The 19,328-nt window shown below is 42.3% G+C and carries 15 protein-coding genes and 2 pseudogenes; 7 read left to right on the top strand and 10 right to left on the bottom strand.

Annotated features, from left to right (window positions below; all coding sequences use genetic code 11):
• Positions 1–5: 5 nt before the first annotated feature.
• The 6 genes from B9G53_RS18135 to B9G53_RS18110 all read left to right on the top strand — a co-directional run bounded on the left by B9G53_RS18135 (position 6) and on the right by B9G53_RS18110 (position 7,476).
• A complete protein-coding gene (locus tag B9G53_RS18135) occupies positions 6–905 on the top strand; it encodes a cytochrome c oxidase subunit II (protein WP_094534813.1) in 900 nt (299 codons plus the stop codon).
• Between the two features lie 29 nt (positions 906–934).
• Positions 935–1,462: a type IV pilin-like G/H family protein gene (locus B9G53_RS18130; RefSeq protein WP_176453262.1), complete on the top strand. Its 528-nt coding sequence runs from the start codon at positions 935–937 to the stop codon at positions 1,460–1,462.
• 65 nt (positions 1,463–1,527) lie between these two features.
• Positions 1,528–3,207, top strand: a complete 1,680-nt coding sequence (gene ctaD, locus B9G53_RS18125) for a cytochrome c oxidase subunit I (protein ID WP_094534809.1) — start codon at positions 1,528–1,530, stop codon at positions 3,205–3,207.
• Positions 3,194–3,808: a heme-copper oxidase subunit III gene (locus tag B9G53_RS18120; protein ID WP_094534807.1), complete on the top strand. Its 615-nt coding sequence runs from the start codon at positions 3,194–3,196 to the stop codon at positions 3,806–3,808. Before ctaD ends, B9G53_RS18120 begins: the two co-directional genes overlap by 14 nt.
• Before the next feature lie 313 nt (positions 3,809–4,121).
• Positions 4,122–5,633 carry a GMC oxidoreductase gene (locus tag B9G53_RS18115; protein WP_094534805.1) on the top strand — a complete coding sequence of 504 codons (1,512 nt, stop codon included), beginning with the start codon at positions 4,122–4,124 and terminating at the stop codon, positions 5,631–5,633.
• Positions 5,634–5,751: 118 nt separating this feature from the next.
• Positions 5,752–7,476, top strand: coding sequence for a DUF4209 domain-containing protein (locus B9G53_RS18110; protein WP_094534803.1), 1,725 nt, complete (start codon positions 5,752–5,754; stop codon positions 7,474–7,476).
• A 163-nt stretch (positions 7,477–7,639) separates the two neighbouring features.
• Here B9G53_RS18110 and B9G53_RS18105 read toward each other — a convergent pair whose 3' ends face one another.
• The 10 genes and pseudogenes from B9G53_RS18105 to B9G53_RS29125 all read right to left on the bottom strand — a co-directional run.
• The gene (locus B9G53_RS18105; RefSeq protein WP_094534834.1) at positions 7,640–7,921 is read right to left on the bottom strand and encodes a type II toxin-antitoxin system mRNA interferase toxin, RelE/StbE family; all 282 of its coding nucleotides are present in this window, start codon (positions 7,919–7,921) and stop codon (positions 7,640–7,642) included.
• Positions 7,902–8,132 (bottom strand): hypothetical protein, encoded by a 231-nt coding sequence (locus B9G53_RS18100; RefSeq protein ID WP_094534801.1) that lies wholly within the window; start codon positions 8,130–8,132, stop codon positions 7,902–7,904. The genes B9G53_RS18105 and B9G53_RS18100 overlap by 20 nt, the downstream gene beginning before the upstream one ends.
• Positions 8,133–8,386: 254 nt before the next feature.
• Positions 8,387–9,409: a glycosyltransferase family 2 protein gene (locus tag B9G53_RS18095; RefSeq protein WP_094534799.1), complete on the bottom strand. Its 1,023-nt coding sequence runs from the start codon at positions 9,407–9,409 to the stop codon at positions 8,387–8,389.
• 17 nt (positions 9,410–9,426) lie between these two features.
• Entirely contained in the window at positions 9,427–10,710 is a 1,284-nt protein-coding gene (locus B9G53_RS18090; RefSeq protein WP_094534797.1) for a lipopolysaccharide biosynthesis protein, read from the bottom strand.
• Positions 10,698–11,714, bottom strand: a complete 1,017-nt coding sequence (locus B9G53_RS18085) for a glycosyltransferase (RefSeq protein WP_094534795.1) — start codon at positions 11,712–11,714, stop codon at positions 10,698–10,700. The genes B9G53_RS18090 and B9G53_RS18085 overlap by 13 nt, the downstream gene beginning before the upstream one ends.
• Positions 11,711–13,087 (bottom strand): O-antigen ligase, encoded by a 1,377-nt coding sequence (locus B9G53_RS18080; RefSeq protein WP_176453261.1) that lies wholly within the window; start codon positions 13,085–13,087, stop codon positions 11,711–11,713. Before B9G53_RS18080 ends, B9G53_RS18085 begins: the two co-directional genes overlap by 4 nt.
• Positions 13,088–13,092: 5 nt before the next feature.
• Positions 13,093–14,574 (bottom strand): hypothetical protein, encoded by a 1,482-nt coding sequence (locus B9G53_RS18075; protein ID WP_094534793.1) that lies wholly within the window; start codon positions 14,572–14,574, stop codon positions 13,093–13,095.
• Positions 14,571–15,689: a polysaccharide biosynthesis/export family protein gene (locus tag B9G53_RS18070; protein WP_176453260.1), complete on the bottom strand. Its 1,119-nt coding sequence runs from the start codon at positions 15,687–15,689 to the stop codon at positions 14,571–14,573. The genes B9G53_RS18075 and B9G53_RS18070 overlap by 4 nt, the downstream gene beginning before the upstream one ends.
• Positions 15,676–16,347 (bottom strand): annotated as a pseudogene (locus B9G53_RS29130) (sugar transferase); the annotation flags it as partial. The pseudogene B9G53_RS29130 and the gene B9G53_RS18070, both read right to left, overlap by 14 nt.
• A gap of 195 nt (positions 16,348–16,542) precedes the next feature.
• Positions 16,543–17,829, bottom strand: a pseudogene (locus tag B9G53_RS29125) (STAS domain-containing protein); the annotation flags it as partial.
• A 286-nt stretch (positions 17,830–18,115) separates the two neighbouring features.
• Between B9G53_RS29125 and B9G53_RS18060 the strand changes: the two are divergent.
• Entirely contained in the window at positions 18,116–19,321 is a 1,206-nt protein-coding gene (locus B9G53_RS18060) for a glutathione S-transferase family protein (RefSeq protein WP_094534789.1), read from the top strand.
• Positions 19,322–19,328 lie beyond the last annotated feature (7 nt).

Genomic DNA, 19,328 nt, shown 5'->3' with positions numbered 1-19,328 from the left:
TAACCATGAAACTTCGCACGATTTTAATTTTAGCGGTTGCAGCGATCGCGATCGCTTTTATCAGTCTTTGGATGGGACAAGCCGCCTATACTTGGTTCCCGCCCCAAGCTTCGGCAGAATCAATATTAGTTGATAACCTGTTTAGCTTTTTAGTGACATTAGGAACTTTCATCTTTCTCGGTGTGTTCAGCACGTTGACCTATTCGATCTTGTTTCAACGCGCCGAAAAATATGACTATAGCGATGGTCCCCACATTGAGGGAAATGTCAATTTAGAAATCATCTGGACAGCGATTCCCTTTGCCTTGGTAATTTGGATTGCCGCCTATAGCTATCAAATCTATGACCAGATGTCAATTTTAGGACCAATGGAACATGTGCATATGACGGCGGCGGCTGATGCAGCACCAATGGAGCAAGATAAAACTGCATTTAGGGAAAACGCGGTACATATTGATGTATTTGCGCGGCAATGGTCATGGGAATTTGTTTATGGTAAAGGTACTAATATTGATGTCAGTAGCACAGAACTCCATTTACCAAACAATCGCAGGATCGAATTAACGCTACATTCCGAAGATGTTCTACATGGCTTTTACGTTCCTGCCTTTCGCGTGAAGCAAGATGTGATTCCTGGACGTGATATTAATTTTGAATTTACACCGATCCGTGAAGGCAAATATCGCTTGCGGGATTCTGAATATAGCGGCACTTACTTTGCATCTATGCAAGCCGATGTGGTGGTGGAATCGCCTGAAGCCTTTCACCAATGGCTAACTGATGCTGCAAAACAACCTGCGATCGCTGCTTACAATCCTGCATCTGATGAATACAACAAACGTAGCCGTAACCAATGGCAAACTGTTGTGCCTGCGGCTCCGCCTGTGGTGAATTATTCCAATTAAATATTCCAACTAGTTATGGAGGTCAACTTATGTCTGAGCCGTTGGAAAATAATCTCGAAGAAGGTTCTCGCAAACGAAATCCTAAACGAATAATGGCATTGACTGCTATGGGTGCAATTCCTTTGGGGATTGGGATTTGTTTTATTCAAGTTCCGATCAGTTGTGCTTGTGGTAATCCTGCATTACAAACAACTGGTACTTATATCAGATCCCAACAGGCTTATCACCTAGAAAATCAGAGTTTTAGCAAATCTGCTGAGGCCATGAATATTCCACCGATCCCTGAAAAAACGAATCGTTATCTTTTCTCTACAGAAGTAACTAGCGATCGCGTTTATATCTATGCAACCCCAAGGGAAGTTCCAACTGACCTATTTGGGCTAGGACTCACTAAAGCCAAGATATATGCTCTTGTAGGTGCTGTTGCCTATGACGAGAAACGGAAAGCTACTGATTCAGTTCTATGTATAGCTGAAGGAAGTACTTTCGATAAGCCACCTAAGCCTGTATTCAATGGTGGAAAATTTACTTGTCCTAGTGGATTTTATGCCAGATAGCGATCAGGCTTCAATTAATTTAGCATCTCATCCGTTCCCAAAATTCTTAGTTAATCTTATTCGTTATGGCAAACATTTCTATTGATGCGATCGCCGATCTTCCACCTCAGTCTGAGCAACCCGAAGACTGGCGGCGATTTTTTGGATTTAGTACCGATCATAAAGTGATTGGGATTCAATATATTGTTACTTCTTTTTTCTTCTTTCTCATTGGTGGTGTTCTCGCAATGGTGATCAGGGGTGAACTGATTACACCTGAATCGGATTTAGTCGATCGCGCTGTGTATAACTCCATGTTCACGATGCATGGCACGATCATGCTGTTTCTCTGGACATTTCCCGTACTTTTAGGAATATCAAATTACCTAGTGCCATTGATGATCGGCGCTCGTGATATGGCTTTCCCTAAGTTAAATGCGATCGCCTTTTGGATGGTTCCTGTATTTGGAGTAATCCTGATGGCAAGCTTCTTTGTGCCTGGGGGATCTTCGCAATCTGGCTGGTGGGCTTATCCGCCAGTGAGTTTGCAAAATCCGACAGGGAATATTGTTAATGGTCAGTTCCTTTGGTTAGTTTCAGTCGCCATTTCGGGCGTTTCTTCGATTATGGGTGCGATTAACTTTGTGACTACGATTTTCCGAATGCGAACTACGGGCATGACTTGGTTCAAAATGCCTGTGTTTGTGTGGACAGTCCTCGCCGCGCAAATCATCCAGTTAATTGGATTGCCAGCCTTGACCGCAGGAGCGGTGATGTTGTTGTCTGACTTGACTTTTGGGACAAGCTTTTTCGATCCAGCCAAAGGCGGCGATCCCGTTCTCTTTCAACATTTTTTCTGGTTCTATTCTCATCCCGCCGTCTATGTGATTGCTTTGCCAGTGTTTGGGATTTTCTCAGAGATTTTCCCTGTCTATGCACGTAAGCCTCTCTTTGGTTACAAAGTCGTGGCAGTGTCTTCCTTAATCATTACAGGATTAAGTGGCATTGTGTGGGTGCATCATATGTTTGCCAGTGGCACGCCTAGCTGGATGCGGATGCTCTTTATGGCGACGACAATGTTGATTTCTGTACCGACAGGGATCAAGGTTTTCGCTTGGGTGGCAACGATCTGGGGCGGCAAAATCAAGCTAACTACGGCGATGCTATTTGGCTTAGGTGCGATGGTGATGTTCGTATTCGCAGGAATCACAGGCATCATGCTGGCTTCTGTTCCCGTCGATATTCATGTGAATAATACTTACTTTGTGGTCGGACATTTCCATTATGTAATTTACGGCGCAGTGGTCATGGGAATCTACGCAGCGCTGTATCATTGGTTCCCCAAAATGACTGGCAGAATGTATTCCGAAGGTTTAGGGAAGCTCCATTTCATCCTTACCTTTATCGGTACAAATGCCTGTTTCTTTCCGATGCATCCCCTCGGTTTGCAGGGAATGCCCCGCCGCGTTGCCTCCTACGATCCAGAGTTTGCTTTCTGGAATGTGATTGCTAGTTTAGGCGGCTTTCTCTTGGGAGTATCGACATTGCCATTCTTGCTCAATATGATTGGCTCTTGGGTACAGGGAGAAAAAGCTCCCAAAAATCCTTGGCGAGCGATCGGTTTGGAATGGCTAATTTCTTCGCCTCCATCCCATGAGAACTTTGAGGAGTTACCGATTGTAATTTCCGAACCCTACGGCTATGGCAAAGATGAACCCTTAGTTTCTAATCCTGATAAGTTGGAGGTAAATCATGCAACCAGTTGATACTTCTGTTAGCGACAATCCCATTTTGGAAGTTACCCACGAATCCTCCCATAGTGAGCATCCCGACAATCGGCTATTTGGCTTTGTGGTATTCCTACTTTCCGAAAGCGTCATCTTCTTGAGCTTTTTCGCAGCCTATATTGTCTATAAAACGACATCCCTCAATTGGTTGCCTGATGGTGTCACAGGTTTAGAAATTCGGGAACCTGCAATTAACACTGTGATTTTAGTTTCCAGCAGTTTCACCATCTATATCGCTGAGAAATTTCTCCATAAAAAGCAACTTTGGGGCTTTCGCGCCTTCTGGTTGCTAACGATCGCTATGGGTAGTTATTTCCTTTACGGTCAAGCAGTGGAATGGAGTGGTTTAGCCTTTAGCTTTGGTGATGGTGTATTTGGCGGTAGTTTCTATTTGCTAACAGGCTTTCATGGTCTGCACGTTTTAACGGGTGTGCTGTTGCAGTTAATCATGTTAGTGCGATCGTTCATTCCCAATGAATATGATAAAGGTTTATATGGCATTGAGGCAACCTCGCTATTCTGGCATTTTGTCGATGTGATTTGGATTGCGTTGTTTACGTTGATTTATGTGTGGCAATAATTCGATCCCCCCTACCCCCCTTGTAAAGGGGGGCTTTAGACAGTTTAGAAAATTCAAATAATTGAGTCCCCCTTTTTAAGGGGGATGCCGAAGGCAGGGGGATCGAACCTCCGCTTACAGCAGATTGGATATGTTGTTTACGTTGATTTATGTGTGGCAATAATTCGATCCCCCCTACCCCCCTTGTAAAGGGGGGCTTTAGACAGTTTAGAAAATTCAAATAATTGAGTCCCCCTTTTTAAGGGGGATGCCGAAGGCAGGGGGATCGAACCTCCGCTTATGACAGAACCTATGAATTAGAGAAGGAAACCCAATGATTATTGATGACCATTATTACGATGTGATTATTGTGGGAACTGGTGCCGGTGGTGGAACCATTGCCTATAAACTGGCTTCCACAGGTAAGAAAATCCTGATTCTGGAACGTGGTGACTATATGCCTCTCGAAGAACAGAATCGCAGTAATATCGATATCTTTCAGCGCGATCGCTATCATGCTCCTGAACAATGGTATGACCACACAGGCGAGCCATTTTCCCCGCAAACTAACTATGCGATCGGTGGGAACACTAAAATCTATGGTGCGGCTCTATTGCGGCGGCGCGAGAAGGACTTTGTAGAAGTCACCCATCAAGCAGGTATTTCCCCTGAGTGGTGTGTGAAGTATGACGAATTTGAGCCTTATTACACCGAAGCCGAAAATCTCTATAAGGTACATGGTGAGTCCCAAACTGACAGTACCGAACCAACTCACAGCGCTGATTATCCCTATCCTGCGGTTAGTCATGAGCCTGAGATCCAGAAGATCTATGAGGCGATCGCCAATCAAGGTTTGCATCCCTCCACAATTCCCCTCGGCTTGACCCGTCAAGAAGATGACCCCACTAGCGACTCTGAAGAAAGCTGCCTCGTTCCTGCCTTAAAGTCGGCAAATGTCACCTTGAAAACCCAAGCCAAAGTCATCGCTTTACATACCAATCCATCGGGGCGATCGGTGAAGGGTGTAGAAGCGGAAGTGGGCGGACAGTCCTATCTCTTTTTAGGCGATATCGTTGTACTTGCCTGTGGTGCAATCAATTCGGCGGCGTTGCTGTTGCGATCGACTAATGATTCCCATCCCAAAGGGCTTGCCAATAGCTCCGATCAAGTGGGACGGAATTTGATGAAAAGCCTCTTGTCATCAGTAGTCCAACTCAGCACAAAGCCCAATAATGGTTCTTTCCAAAAGTCTATTTATGTGAATGATTTCTATTGGGGTGATGCGGATTTTCCCTATCCAATGGGACATATTCAGAACTCTGGCGGACTGCTCACCGACATCATTTTTGCCGAATCTCCTCCCGTATTCTCCATTGTGGCGCGGCTCATGCCCAACTTTGGACTGAAGCAGTTAGCCACCCATTCAATCGGTTGGTGGGCGCAAACGGAGGATTTGCCAGACTCGAATAATCGGGTGCGCCTTGAAAATAATAAAATCCATATCGATTACAATCCCAATAATACAGAAGCCCACGATCGCTTAATTTATCGCTGGACTGATGTGTTAAAAAATATCGAGAAATCCCTAGATGGCTTCCGTACTGGGTTCCTGCATCCCCGTTCTGAGTCGCCTTTGCAAGTGGTCGCCAATCAATGCGGAACCTGTCGCTTTGGTGATGATCCTTTAACTTCCGTTTTAGATCGCGATTGCCGCGCTCACGATCTCGATAATCTCTATGTGGTAGATGGCAGTTTCTTTCCATCTAATGCGGCGGTGAGTCCTGCTTTGACGATTATTGCTAATGCTTTAAGAGTAGGCGATCGGTTAATTGAGAGGTTGAAATAAATAGCAGTGTAGGGTATTGACGCAAAAATAAAATCTAGCTAAATACCCTATAATTAGACTAAGTAAAATATTTATTTAAATAACTAGATTAGAAGTGTTAAATCTCAACGAAAAAGTTATGAATCAAGAATTAGAAAAATTATTGAATGAATTAGATATATCAGAGCAATTTACTACTGATTCCTCTATTTCAAGTAAAATAAACTCTATTAGTAGTGGAGATGAAAGCTTCGAGTTAGAGAGCGAAAAAATTGCATTCTTATTTCATGAAACCAACGAAAATTTATATTCTGGATGGGGAACTTATTATCGACCTGCATTTGGTCCCGTAATTAGGGATGGACAAATTTATGAAAGTCCTAGTTTGTCTGTCATAACAGAAGAGATGCTTAGTTATTGGGAGAATCGAGCAGAAAAGACAAACAATCTTATCATGAAAGCTAGGTATTCAGGTTTAGTATACGACTTAACACAAAAAGTTTTAGGTAGAAGTAGAAAACCAAACTATAAAACAGTAGTTATTTATGTTGAATCCCTGATTGCAATATGTGATAAAGATGTGTGTGAGCGTCATATAGAAACTATCCAAAAAACAAAAATAATTAGGGCATACAAGGTAGCCTGTTCAATTAGAAATACCCCTTTAATAGAAAGTTGTATTGATGCAGCTATACGACTTGAAGATCGTATAACAGAAAAATCTGCATCAACACTTTTAGGATTTTGCTTTGACTTGTTCGTACTGGGCAAAGAGAAATTACTCAGGGAAGAACAGAAAGAAAAGTTAGTATCAGATTTAGAAGCAAGATTTGTATATGTATCCACTAATAATTACTCATTTCAGATATGTGAATCAGTAGGCATCCCACTAGCAAAATACTACCGATCTCAAAATCGACTGGAAGATGTTAAGCGAATTATCACAACTGTTGGAAGAAGCTTTGAATTATTCTTTCAAGGACAGGATGAATTGTTGCAATCTTTTCATTATCAACATTTACATGAAATTTATATTCAATTTAATTTGAAGGATGAAGCTGAAAATATTTCTAAAAAAATTACCGAAGTTGGTTCAGGAGTTATTAAAAATATGCAGTTATTCGTTCAAAGCATGGAAATTTCCAAAGAAAGTTTAGATCAGTATGTGGTTACTATGATTGAAGGGGGCTTTGACAATGCCCTATATAGAATTACACATCAGTTTATCCCTAAAATAGATGAAGTTCAAAAGATTGATCCATTTACTGCTTCATCTACTATTGTGTCATACGATCATAGGGGAATACCTATAGCAAAAATGACTGATCCTAGTGATTTTGATGTAAGCCAGCTATGTAAAAGCATGGGTGAAAACTCATTGATTTTGCATCATTTATTTGTTAGGTTGACAGAAAAATATAATCCTAAAGCTGAGGATTACCTAGCATTGTTTTATCGCTCTCCTCTTTTTGACAAATCTAAGCAGAGTATTGTTGAAAAAGGCATTTTAGCTTTTTTTATAGAAGACTATATAACAGCAATTCATTTATTTGTTCCTCAAATTGAAGCTGCTATTCGTACATTAGTAAAGTTAAAGGGTGGACTTCTTGTAGTGGAAAATAACTATGATGGATTTAAATTTAAAACTTTAGATGCTCTACTTCGTGATGATATAGTCAAGGATTATTTTGGTGAGGATATAGCTTTTTATCTGAGGATTTTACTATCCGATCAACGCGGTTGGAATATAAGAAATAAAGTATGTCATGGTATGAGTCCAATAGAAGAATTTAATGATTCGATAGCTGACAGGCTAATGCACGTAATGCTATGTTTGGCGATAGTAAAAGAGTGCAATGCTTAACATCATGATCGTGTTGTTTTTTGGTGAGTGGTTGGGCGATCGTGTTTTTGTTGGGTGATTGGGCGATCGCGTTGTACTTTTTTGTGGGTGATTTGGTGATCGTGGTTTTGATGGGATGATTGGGCGATCGTGTTTTGGTGGTGGTTGATTGGGCGATCACTATTTAATAAACCTCATCATGACTCCCAATATCAACCCAAAAAATCACCATCTCCACCAACTCTTCATCTTCAGAAAATCTAAAAACAATCCTACAATCATAAGCAACAGAACAAGACCATAATCCAGCTAAATTCCCTCCCAACTTATGAGACTTTAATAAAGGTGTAAATGGATCATCTCCCACCAGCTTTAATGCTTTTACAATTGGCTCAGTTAATTGTGGATTTTTCTTTGTAATTTTTTTGAAAGACCGTTTAAATCCGTTACTCCAAACAACTTGCATCATCATCCCCCAGTAAATCAGCGATCAAATCATCCACACTTCCTTTTTTTGCCGTTCCATTTTCAAATGATTTCATCACCTCCTCAGAATTAGCCAAAATCTCCTGCCGACGACTCTCAATCCGCCGCTTACGGATTAGCTCAAACAAATAATCCTGATCTTCTATTGATAAACCCTCAATAGAATCAATGATTTGCTGAAAGAGCATCATAAGACTTCCTTAACTATTACAAAATTTTTTAACAACTATCTTCTGTATATTTCTAATTCTAACTCATTAACATCAAACGACTCTAGGCGATCGCGTTTTGGGTGAGTGGGCGATCACATTAATCTACATCGATCCAGAAGAAAATGATAGCGCTTTACGCCGCCATTTTCTTTTGGGTTTTGATTTTGTCATAGCTAATTCGAGTGTGACTATAGAATAGAATGCATTTTACAAATAAGTTCAAAGTTTTAGCTCTAATGCTGATTACTCTTAGCGATCGCCTTGCGTTGACTATCACCTGTCCGTTTGAGAGCAAAACTCTCAATGCTGTTGTACAAACTGCGAGGTAGTAACCAAATTAAATAAGCAGCGAAAATAGTCAGTAGCGATCGCATGGGTTCATAAATTAAAATTTTCCAATTGCTCTGCAAGGCGCGATTTACAAGTTTTACGGCGGCTTTGCCATCTTTATTGCGAATGGCACGACGGGAGAGATAGCGGAACTGGTAGGCACGGGCGAGGGATTCCCACTTTGCTAATAAATCAGGCGCGTAGGAGCGAGTTTTAGCGATTACCTTTTCCCATGATTCTAGTTGCTTATTCATGTTTGCGGATAGGCTATCAGGATTAACACGATAGAGAGTAAGTGGTTCGGGGATACCTTCAATTTGCCAATTGGTTTGAATGGCGATTCTAATCCAGCATTCAATATCTTCTGACTGACGGAACTGATCGTCAAAATAGAAGTCCTCAACTTCGCCATAGAGATTGTCTTGAAACTTAATCCCTTCAAGAGCTTCACGACGAATTACAGGGGCGGAGCCATTGCCAATGGGGTTGCGACAGAGTAAATGCGGCGCGTCAATATCTGTCAGTTTGGGCATTTGGTATGTGCCAAGGGAATTACTATCTTCGTCAATAAAGGCGGAGCGGCTGAAACTAATGCCAACTTGAGGATGAGTTTCTAAATGCTGAACGTGCTTTTCGAGCTTTTCAGGCAACCAAAGATCATCGCTATCCAATAGGGCAATATACTCGCCTTGAGCATGACGAATACCTGTATTTCTTGCCCCTGCCAAGCCACGATTCTTTTGATGAATAATCTGTATGCGGGAATCAGTAAACTGTTCGCAAATCTCGATACTGCGATCGGGAGATTGATCGTCAACAATGATTAATTCAAAATCTCGAAATGTTTGCGCTAAGACTGATGCAATTGTTTCTTGGATAAAACGCTCAACATTATAAACGGGGACAATTACTGACACTTTAACCATGACTTTTTGCCTATAATTTATGATATTTGTTCTTGAAGATTTGGCTTTGTAATGTATTTCTTAACCCACAGTACAAAGATTGGGATTGCCCCCCAATGAATAATCATCACCGCAGCCGCCACACCTGTAATTTTCCAGATTGCGCCTACACAAATAGCGATCGCAAAAATAATTGTGAATAGCACATTCCAAATCAAATCCCAATTTGGTTTATCCATTGCCCAAAGTGCTTTCGATGCAGCATTAGCATAGGGTCTAGGAATTGCCGATAAACAAATGAGAATCAACAATGGAATTGCAGGAATCCATTTCTGTCCAAATACTAGGGGAACATATATCGGCGCAAGTAATACCTGTGCTAAGACAATTGGCACAATTACCTTGGTGATTGATTGGAAACTTTGGAGATAGCGATCGCGAAATTGGGCAGGGTCACTTCTGGCTTCGCAAAGATGCGGATAGAGCGCTGCATCAACGGCAGTAATGAAACTAAGGCTAATTCCTAGTCCTGCATTAAAGGCAAAGTAATATAAACCAAGGGCTTTAATCCCTAAGAAATGCCCTGCGATTAAATAATCGAGATTATTCCTGAGGGTAGCCAGCATTTGGATACCAAGAATACTGCGCCCAAAATGGATAATCTCTTGCCAACGATGGAGCGTAAAGGATTTGGTCGATCGCCAAGGATTATTGGAGCGATGCACAATCACCCAAATCGGTGCGACAATTACTTTCGGCAAGACGATCGCCCACATCCCGAAGCCTTGCCAAGCCAGAATCATCGTCAAAATATTGTCGGTAGAAATCTGTAAAGCATTGGCTAAAGCCGAGACATGGAGACGGTTTTCCCTCTGCGATCGCGCCGCTTGGATGAGTCCCATCGGTAACATTAGATAAACCAAGCCCATCGCGCAAATCGGCAAAATCACTTGGCTGTCTTTATAAATCCATGACATCGGCAAAGCAACCAGACATTGAATCAGAAATAAGCCACCGCAAATAAACCAGTTAATGTAATAGGCCGTTTGGGATAACTCCTCGATATCTTCTTCTTTGGCTTGGATCAGTTTATCGAAAATGCCATTGCGCGTGAATACATTCACAAATTCATTAGTCGTTAGTACTAGTGCGGCTAAACCATAGTCATATTCTGAGAGCCATCGTGCTAAAACAACCGTAGCAGCCAATCGCGAGATGCGAATGAGAATTTCTGACAAGCCTAACCAGCCAATATTACGGGCAAAGCGATTCGCTAGTTTTTTCTGAATGAAGCCAATTACTGACTGGATTAGTTTTTGCATAAATCTGATAGCAGCGCCTCCCATGCCGTCATATATTCTTCCCAAGAATTCTGCACATCCATGCGACCTTGTAAGCCCCATGCTTCCAGTTGTGATCGCGGCATCTCACAAACTTGATTGATCGCTGCGGCTAGAGCCTCAGGGTCATTGGCGGGAACTAGTACCCCACAGTCATTTACCTGTTCTGTTAGTCCATCTACCTTCGAGACAATTACCGTCTTGGCTGCGGCCTTGGATTCTAAACAGACATTACCCCAAGGTTCCCAATTAGAAGGAATGATGATCGCATCGCACTTCTCTAAAAAGGATGGTACATCAGAGATCGAACCCAGAAAATGAATACGTGGATCATCACCAGCTAAGGATTTTAACAAGTCTTCCTGCTCTCCATAGCCACCGACTAGTAATTGGATTTGAGGATTTGGGACTTTTTGCATTGCCCGTAGTAAGGTGTCAAATCCCTTTTGCTGATTGAATCGACCATAGGCTCCTAATATCAGAGTTGTGTCGATAGATTTAAGAGGCAAGTTCAGAAACTCATCTAAAGTGCGACATTGCTGAATAGTAGCAAGTTTCTTTGGATTTACAAGACGATGCGATCGCATCCATTTTCGCTGTCCTTGGGAAATTGCGACAACTTTATGGGCAAGTCCATAGGCAAAACGCAACATTAAATGAAATCGCCAAGGTGATCGCACTTTCCACTGTTCAAAGCTTTCAGAATAGTGATGCTCATGGATGAGTAACTTGGTTGCGAACCTGAGTTTTAATAATCGCCATAGCGATCGCCATGAACAAGGATCATGCCAAATCACCACATCAGGTTTAATTGTCGATAGATTGTTGAGGGCTTCACTTTCGGAGAGAAATAGAAACTCAAATTTTTCTTTAAGTCGTGAATTAGTAAGGCTACCACTGGTACTTTTGATGCCGCCAACATTGCGATCGCTAAGTAGATGCACAATTTTGGGTTTACATTCTAGGGAATTTATTGATGATGTCATTGGGGAATCTCCTCACTATTTTTATTATTAATTTGGGGAATTATTTCTACTGGCAAAGCTTCGCTGGCTTCTATTTGCTCCTCATTGGGACGTTCTAGAAATCCCATGCCGATACCGATTAACCCTGGCCAGTATAAATAGGCAAGAATTTCCAGATTTTCGCCAAAGGTATAGAGAAAAACGACCAACATCATTGTTAAGCCTAATTTTGCGGTATCACTGCGTTGTGACTTAATTAGCAAATCCCCCAAGCTATAGATCATCGGAATTGCCAGTGCGACAAATCCCACTAACCCTTTCACAAACAGCAGTCCATACCAAGTGTGATGAGAACCAATAGGCATATATTCCACCATATGTGGACCACTCTCGACGATGCCATGCCCCCAGATTGGAGCTTCAGTTTGCCAACGGTAAACCGCAATTCTACCGAGAGCCGCCCTTACTCGCGAGGAATCCTTACGAGCCGCAGCAAATTGCTCAGAGAACTTGTCCAATCCTTCCATTAACATCGGCAAAGTTACTCCCCCTGTACTGGCGATCGCCCCCGTAATCATCAGCGAGATCGGTCGTGAAATCCTTGACAATAGTTCCACTAAAATCCACACCACAGGCAAACAGAGCAATGCTAATCGTGATTTGGAAACTTGACACATCATGATACAACCTGCGATGCCCAGATATTTCCATTTTTTACAAGGTTCACGCAAAATCATAAAGAAGTAAATATTTGCCACAAATCCTAGTGCTGGAGCCCAAGGGGTAAATAATCGCCAACGGGGTGTATTGTCGCCTGGATCAATTTCATAGAGACGGAATTCAAAAAATTCAGGGCCGGGTCCACCGATCACTTGTAATGGCGAGATAAATAGTTTTTCAGGTAATTTGGCATAGTAAGCTGCAATGAAGATCGGGGAGAACAAAAATACCATCGTACAAACCAACGCGGCGGCTCGATACAGCAGTTTGGGACGAATTGGTAAGCATCCCGCCATTGGAAATAGTGCTAAGAGCGCCCATCCCTTAGCCCAACCAATTGACGATTTTATAATCTGTCCCATATCTAAGTAGTAATCCAGATGGCCCATTACTAGAGACACCTGCATCATCACCATGCCCCCAACCCACATCCATACCCCCACAGGAATCCGAATTCGCTCTCTTAAAGGTGTATTTGGAAGATTATGTTGCCACCAACGCCAACATAATCTTCCAAATAAGATCCAAGGCAGAATTGCGCCTAGTACATATAGTCCGCCAATGAAATAAATGGCGAAAGTCCAGACGATCGCATACCACACCAATTTCTCTTCGAGGTTTTCTGGTGTGATCTTTAAATGTTCAGGGGTTTGCAAAAACTTGAATATGTTCATCGTAGTTACCCTGTTTTGCTGCGATCGCTATTGGGAATAGCCCGTAAAGTCGGCAACTCCGCTACTTCAGAAAGTTCCACTTCCTGTTTTGGCTTTTGACCCATAGACTGGCGCTTCCACAATAAAAATACGCCTGTGGAGACAAAGAGCGAACCGACAAAAGCTCCAGCCAATACTAGTTTTGGTTGTGGTGATGCGGGTTCATCTGCCAAGCTAGGCGGCGAAACTAATTGTGCTAAGGGATAGGCGGTAAAAATATCCGATTTGCTGAGATCAATTTTGGCGAGGGAAGATGCGAAGACTGCTTCGGCAACTTGAGCATCCCTTTGGAGGCGATCCAGTTCCAATTGCTTTTGGGTCAAATCCCGCAAGCGATCGTCAAAGTTTTCAATTTGGCGACCCAATTCTTGGGTTTGTCCTAAGACTCCACTTTGTTCTGCTTGCACAGCAACTAAATCCCGATAGAGACTTTCTTTGCCTGCGCTACCCGTCACGTTTAAATTTAGCCTTGCCAAATCCTGCAAGCTAGGACGACGTTTTAATAAAAAACTAGCGCGATCGCTGATCGCATCCCTAGCATTTTTTTGTCTCGCTGCTTCTCTCACGACATTGGGATGGTTTTCTCCCCATTTAGAACTTAAAACTGTCAAATTTGCCGATGCATCACTGTAATCTCTGAGGCTTTGCTGATAAATCGGATCGGACTGTAAAGTAAAGGCTTCACTGGCTTCATCAACACTTAAACCGAGGCTATTTGACAGTTGCTGAAGGCGATCGCTCAGTAACATATCCTGTGCTAGCATTTCGGCTCTTTGTTTCCGCAATTGCTCTAGACTCACCGCCACTTCTTTGACCTGATCGGTGGTACTCAGCCCAGATAGGCTTTTATAAGCGGCTAACCTCTTTTGCGTTTCCGCTAATTTAATCTTTGCCATATCCAATGTCGCTTGTGTGCCATCGTCTCGTTTGGCAATTTCATCTTCACGGAGCTTATTCACTTTTTGCATGAGCGTATTGTAAAGCGCAAAACCCCTCTCTTGAGCTTCTTTGGCACTTGGGCCTTCGATTTCTACTTGTAAAATAGAAGTATTATCGATTAACTTACTTTTGGGTTTTCCTAATTCTGAAGTCTTAATATTCAGCGACTTAGCCGCTTCTTCTAAGACAGGCTCATCATTGAGAATATATTGATAATTGGCTCGGGGATCAAGAGACGATCCACCAGAAGCAGAAGTACTCGAAGAGGAGGCTTGACCAATACTCGGTAAGTTCACACTCGCCCCCACATTTCCTCCTGGGAGAATGATTGCCATTTTACTAACATATTTAGGCTTTGCCTTTTTTAGATAAGTCAAGGCTCCTCCCCAGATCACCGCATTCAGCGCTAATCCCATTAACACATAAATCCACCATCCCAATCGTGGCGATCGCTTTGTCTCTTTTAAATCGCTTACATCGATGCTTTCGGTGGGAGACTCCTTACTCATCGACTACTCCCACCGAAAATATCCCGAATCAATTTGATCGGGTTGAGAATATCCCCTACAAAATCTAAAACTCCTCTAACTTCAGTTACGGTTGAGTCATAACAGGCGACGCTATCCTGAGGCATTAAAAATGGATTAGTGATTTGATCTTTAGAATTACGGATTAAATCTTCAACAGAGCGATCGATCGCGATGGTTTCCCCTGAGAGGCGATCGGTTCGCACTAGCACTGCACTGCGTGGCGCATTGGTGGGTGTAGTTCCACCGACACAGTTAGCGGCAAATACCGCTTGCGAAAATCGAGAACCATAGGGAAAACTAGAAGAATCTCGATTGATGCCTGAAGTGGAGTTACTATTCGCAGGTATGGTTAAATTGGATAGAAAAACCACAATCCCAGGGGGGGTAATTTGGGAAGGGCGGACAATTCTCGGATCGATGGTGTCTCTTTTGGGAACGATGATTGTATCTCCTGCGATCAGTGGGATATCTTCCACTGGTTCCCCCGTAAAAATTCCTGTCAAATCAACGGTCAGCTTTTTATTTTGGCGAATTATGCTGATTTTGGTGATATCGGCGGTGGGCATTACGCCTCCTGCCCCCCGCAGAGCGGAAGTTAAAAACCTGTCAGGAGCATAGTCACCTGATGACTGTGTAAGTTGCTGGGCGCGAACCTCCGCACTGCGATTATTGATCAAGACTCTTCCCGTTTGAAAGGTTTCTCCTGATACATTCACTGCAACTGGTGCAAGCGCCAAAGGCACAACTGAAATTTGCAGAAATTGCGGTTGAAAATATTTTTTGGTAATCAACTGAGTTTTGATTAACTCTTGAATGGTAGAAATCTCTAAGCCAACTACAGTCAATGGTGCTAGGTAGGGAATAGAGATAGTTCCATCAGTATTTACTTCATATACGCCGTTAAATAATTCTCCTTCGGGAATCAGTAAGCGAATGCGATCGCCTGGGGATAGGGGTAATGCAGCTAAGGGCTGGACATTAGTAACGGCGATCGCAATAGTTGCCAAGAAGATTAAACATCCAAAGTTAGATGGCAAGTCTAAACCTAGCCATCCAATTTTGCTTTTTTGAAGCCATCTTCTAGACTGCGCCATTGTTCCGTTCAAATAACATTGCAATAGTTCTCCAGATTAGCCATAGATCATATTTTAAGCTCCAATTTCGCTTATAGGTGAGGTCAAAGCCCATCACTTCTTCAAAGCTCCTGACCGTCGAGCGTCCACTTACTTGCCAGACTCCACTGAGTCCGGGTTTGACATCGAGCCGACTCCATTCGGTCATTTTTTCATCGGTATATTCATTTTCTAATTCGTATAGCCCGACTTCACCAAAGGTAGGTGGTCTTGTGCCTATTAGACTCATATCGCCCGTAAGTATATTCCAAAATTGTGGAAACTCATCGAGGCTAGTTTTACGAAGGAATTTACCGACTTTAGTAACGCGCGGATCATTGCTATTTTTAAAAAATTTACCGCTATCACTATTTTGAGGTGTGCTGTCACTAGCATTAGCAATTTCATTGGTAACTTTTTGCTTGAGCATTTCCGCATTTTTGACCATGGAGCGAAATTTCCAAATTCCAAAGGGTTTGCTCATCAGTCCTGCGCGTTTTTGCTTAAAGAGAATGGAACCATGACTCTCAAGTTTGATGGCGATCGCAATTGGTACAAACAGAATGGCTGTAAAACTCAAACCCACTAAAGCTCCTAAAATATCGATGATCCGTTTCGGAAAACTACGAACCGATGGATGCACTGGTAGAGAAGGATCTAACTCGATCGCAGGGTAGAAAAAATACATTACATAGGCAATCACACAGAGAATAGGGGTGCTCAGCAAAAACTCGTAAATACGATGTAGGAATCTCAACAGAGCATTGGGTTTATTGGGCGATCGCTCATTTTTTTGCCTCGGTAAACGATTGGTACGAGTAGCTGGTTCAATATAAAAAACATGATCGAGCTTGGTCATTTTTAAAATTGATAACACTTGAGGATTGACACTCCAAAGCACCAGTTCTGTCGGTTCTGGTTTACCTGATTGAATATCTGTTTGGCGCAAAACTTTTAAACAAGATACCAATGCGCCGACACCTGAGCTATCTATAAACTCTGTATTCGACATGTCAATGATGATCTTCCGAAAGCTTTCCTCCTCTTGGCATAACTGCCGAAAATCCTCCTTTAATTTGCGGGCTTCAGGATTGAATATATTTTTAGGTGTACTGATAAAAACAGTGTCATGAAAATTAGTAATCTGAACATCATGTAGCCCAAATCGTAAGGATTGATGCTCATGATTGGTGGGGATATATACTACTTCAGGATAACGAGTAGCAATTTCTTCTGAACGCACAATCAACAAGTCCAAAGCTTTCCATGAGCGCAATAATTTTGCCGACAGACTCAAATCACGGATGCGCGTTTTTGATTCAATGAAAATCACTTTACTTTTAAAGAAATATTTAGCTGCCACCAAAAAAGGTACGGCAACACCAGCACCAGTAGACATAACGATCTGAGGGCGTTCCTTTCTTAATACATCGATCGCTAAATACAAATTGCGGATAAAGTTAGGAATATTCCGATTGGTGGGACTATAAGCCCAGCAAACTTTTTCAGCACTCAATTCTGTTTGAGTTGTGCCTGTTTTAAAGGTAATCCAAGTTCGTTGCGAAATGGTTTGCCAATATTTGCTGAGCCCTTGCATCCCCTTAAAATGTCCTCCCGAAGAGCAAACTAAGAGAATCTTCTGATAGTCTTGACTAGGATAGCGATCGCTTAAATATTCGCATAGTGCTTTGTCTTCACTAAAACTAAGAGGACTCCGAGGAATAGTCACTAACTTCAAGAACTTCACCAGATCGGCAGGCGATCGGGCAATGAGTACACCTTGATTTTCTAAATCCTCAGCCATTTCTAGCTGATGATCGTCAACATGTTCATGAAATTTAACTGTGCGTGGCACTAAGATGTAAGGCTTATCAAATTCTTCAAGTAACAGGGTACTCCCCTCACCGCAGTGAGCAATTACTGCGTTTGCTTGCTCAACAAGTTGCTTAAATTGTGTTTCTGGAATTATTTTACTGATTTTAACATCGTCGGGTAAGCGTGTTGAAGCCCCATACTGAATGACTACTTCTTCGTTGATAATCCCTTCTTTGATCAACAAACTGATCCAATCCATTAATGAATTGAATGGATACTGCTCAGTCCCGACTGTAACAAGTATCATAAATTAAGGTTCCCCAATTGTTTAGATATATATTTGCTTAGATGAAACTTAGTAGGTATTTGGTCGCAACCTTTTTCTAAGTAATGTTTTTATGACCGTAAACTCGCGAATTTCTAAATTTGATTGGATCAGAAGTAGATTTTGTATGTCTTTAAAATTAAGTGTAGCAGATCGTACATGTTATTAATTCAGCATAAAATATTACGCTGCGCTTAGTAATCTAAGTTTTATTTGGGTATGGCACTATGATGGATTAAAACCCTGCCCAATCATCACGCCTGTTTCTATGACTATTGCTCCGCTAAACTGGACAGAATTAGAATCCCTCACAGACTTCCACATCGATACTGTCAATGGTTCTACTAACTCACAAGCTAGGTTACGCCTATTTGGACATACCGAAGCTGATGTACGGGTGACACTATATCGCGACAATCACGCATGGTGTCCTTACTGTCAAAAGATTTGGCTATGGTTAGAGGAAAAACAGATTCCCTACCGCATCGAAAAAGTAACCATGTTTTGCTATGGCGAAAAGGAAAGTTGGTACAAAAGGATTGTGCCTTCAGGGATGTTACCTGCGATCGCCTTAGACGGAAAAATTATTACTGAAAGCGATGATATCTTGATTGCCTTAGAGAAAGTGTTTGGCTCTCTCAGTCACAGTATGCTTGATGCTCAAGTAATTCCCATTAGACGATTAGAAAGAACCCTATTTCGAGCTTGGTGTGAATGGCTCTGTCGTCCTGTCAGTTCCGCCGCCCAAGAGCAGCGCCACCGTCAACAGTTTATTGAAGTTATCCAAAAAGTAGAAGCGGTTTTAGGCAGTACACCTAGCCCCTATTTTCTTGAAGATTTTGGTACTGCTGATGTGATTTTTACGCCCTATGTCGAGCGGATGAATGCTAGTCTCTACTATTACAAAGGCTATTCTCTACGCGAAGACAATCCACGTATGTCGGCTTGGTTTGATGCAATGGAAAGTCGTCTGACCTATCGCGGTACACAGAGTGATTTCCATACCCATGCCCATGACTTACCACCACAAATGGGAGGTTGCTATGAAAATGGTGAACCACAGATGCTCATCAATAAGGAACGAGTGGATCATGGCTCTTGGTTTGGGCTGCCTGACGTAACTTATGCGGAACCTGAGAACTCTCGTCAAGAAGCATTGCAAAAAGTGATCAAACATCGAGCCAATATCATTAAAGTCAATCCTGAGGATCATAAATTATTTGATGAAGCTCTACGTTGTGCTTTAACCAATATGATGACTGGTGAAGATTGTGCGCCACCACCTAATTCTGATATTGCTTTAAGGTATTTGCGCGATCGCATTAGTGTACCTCGCGATATGTCGATTTATGCGGCGAAGCGTCTCAGAGAATCACTTGAGAAAACTGCGGCTTTAGCAGGCGATCGGCAAAGTCCACCCATTCCCGTCAGACATCGTCGCGATCAAGATCCAGCCAACTTTACTTCTCTCTGATCGTGAA

The sequence above is a fragment of the Pseudanabaena sp. SR411 genome (genome assembly GCF_002251945.1).
Classification (GTDB): domain Bacteria; phylum Cyanobacteriota; class Cyanobacteriia; order Pseudanabaenales; family Pseudanabaenaceae; genus Pseudanabaena.
Note: the sequence above shows the minus strand (reverse complement) of the source record. Positions and strands in the feature narration are given on the sequence as shown.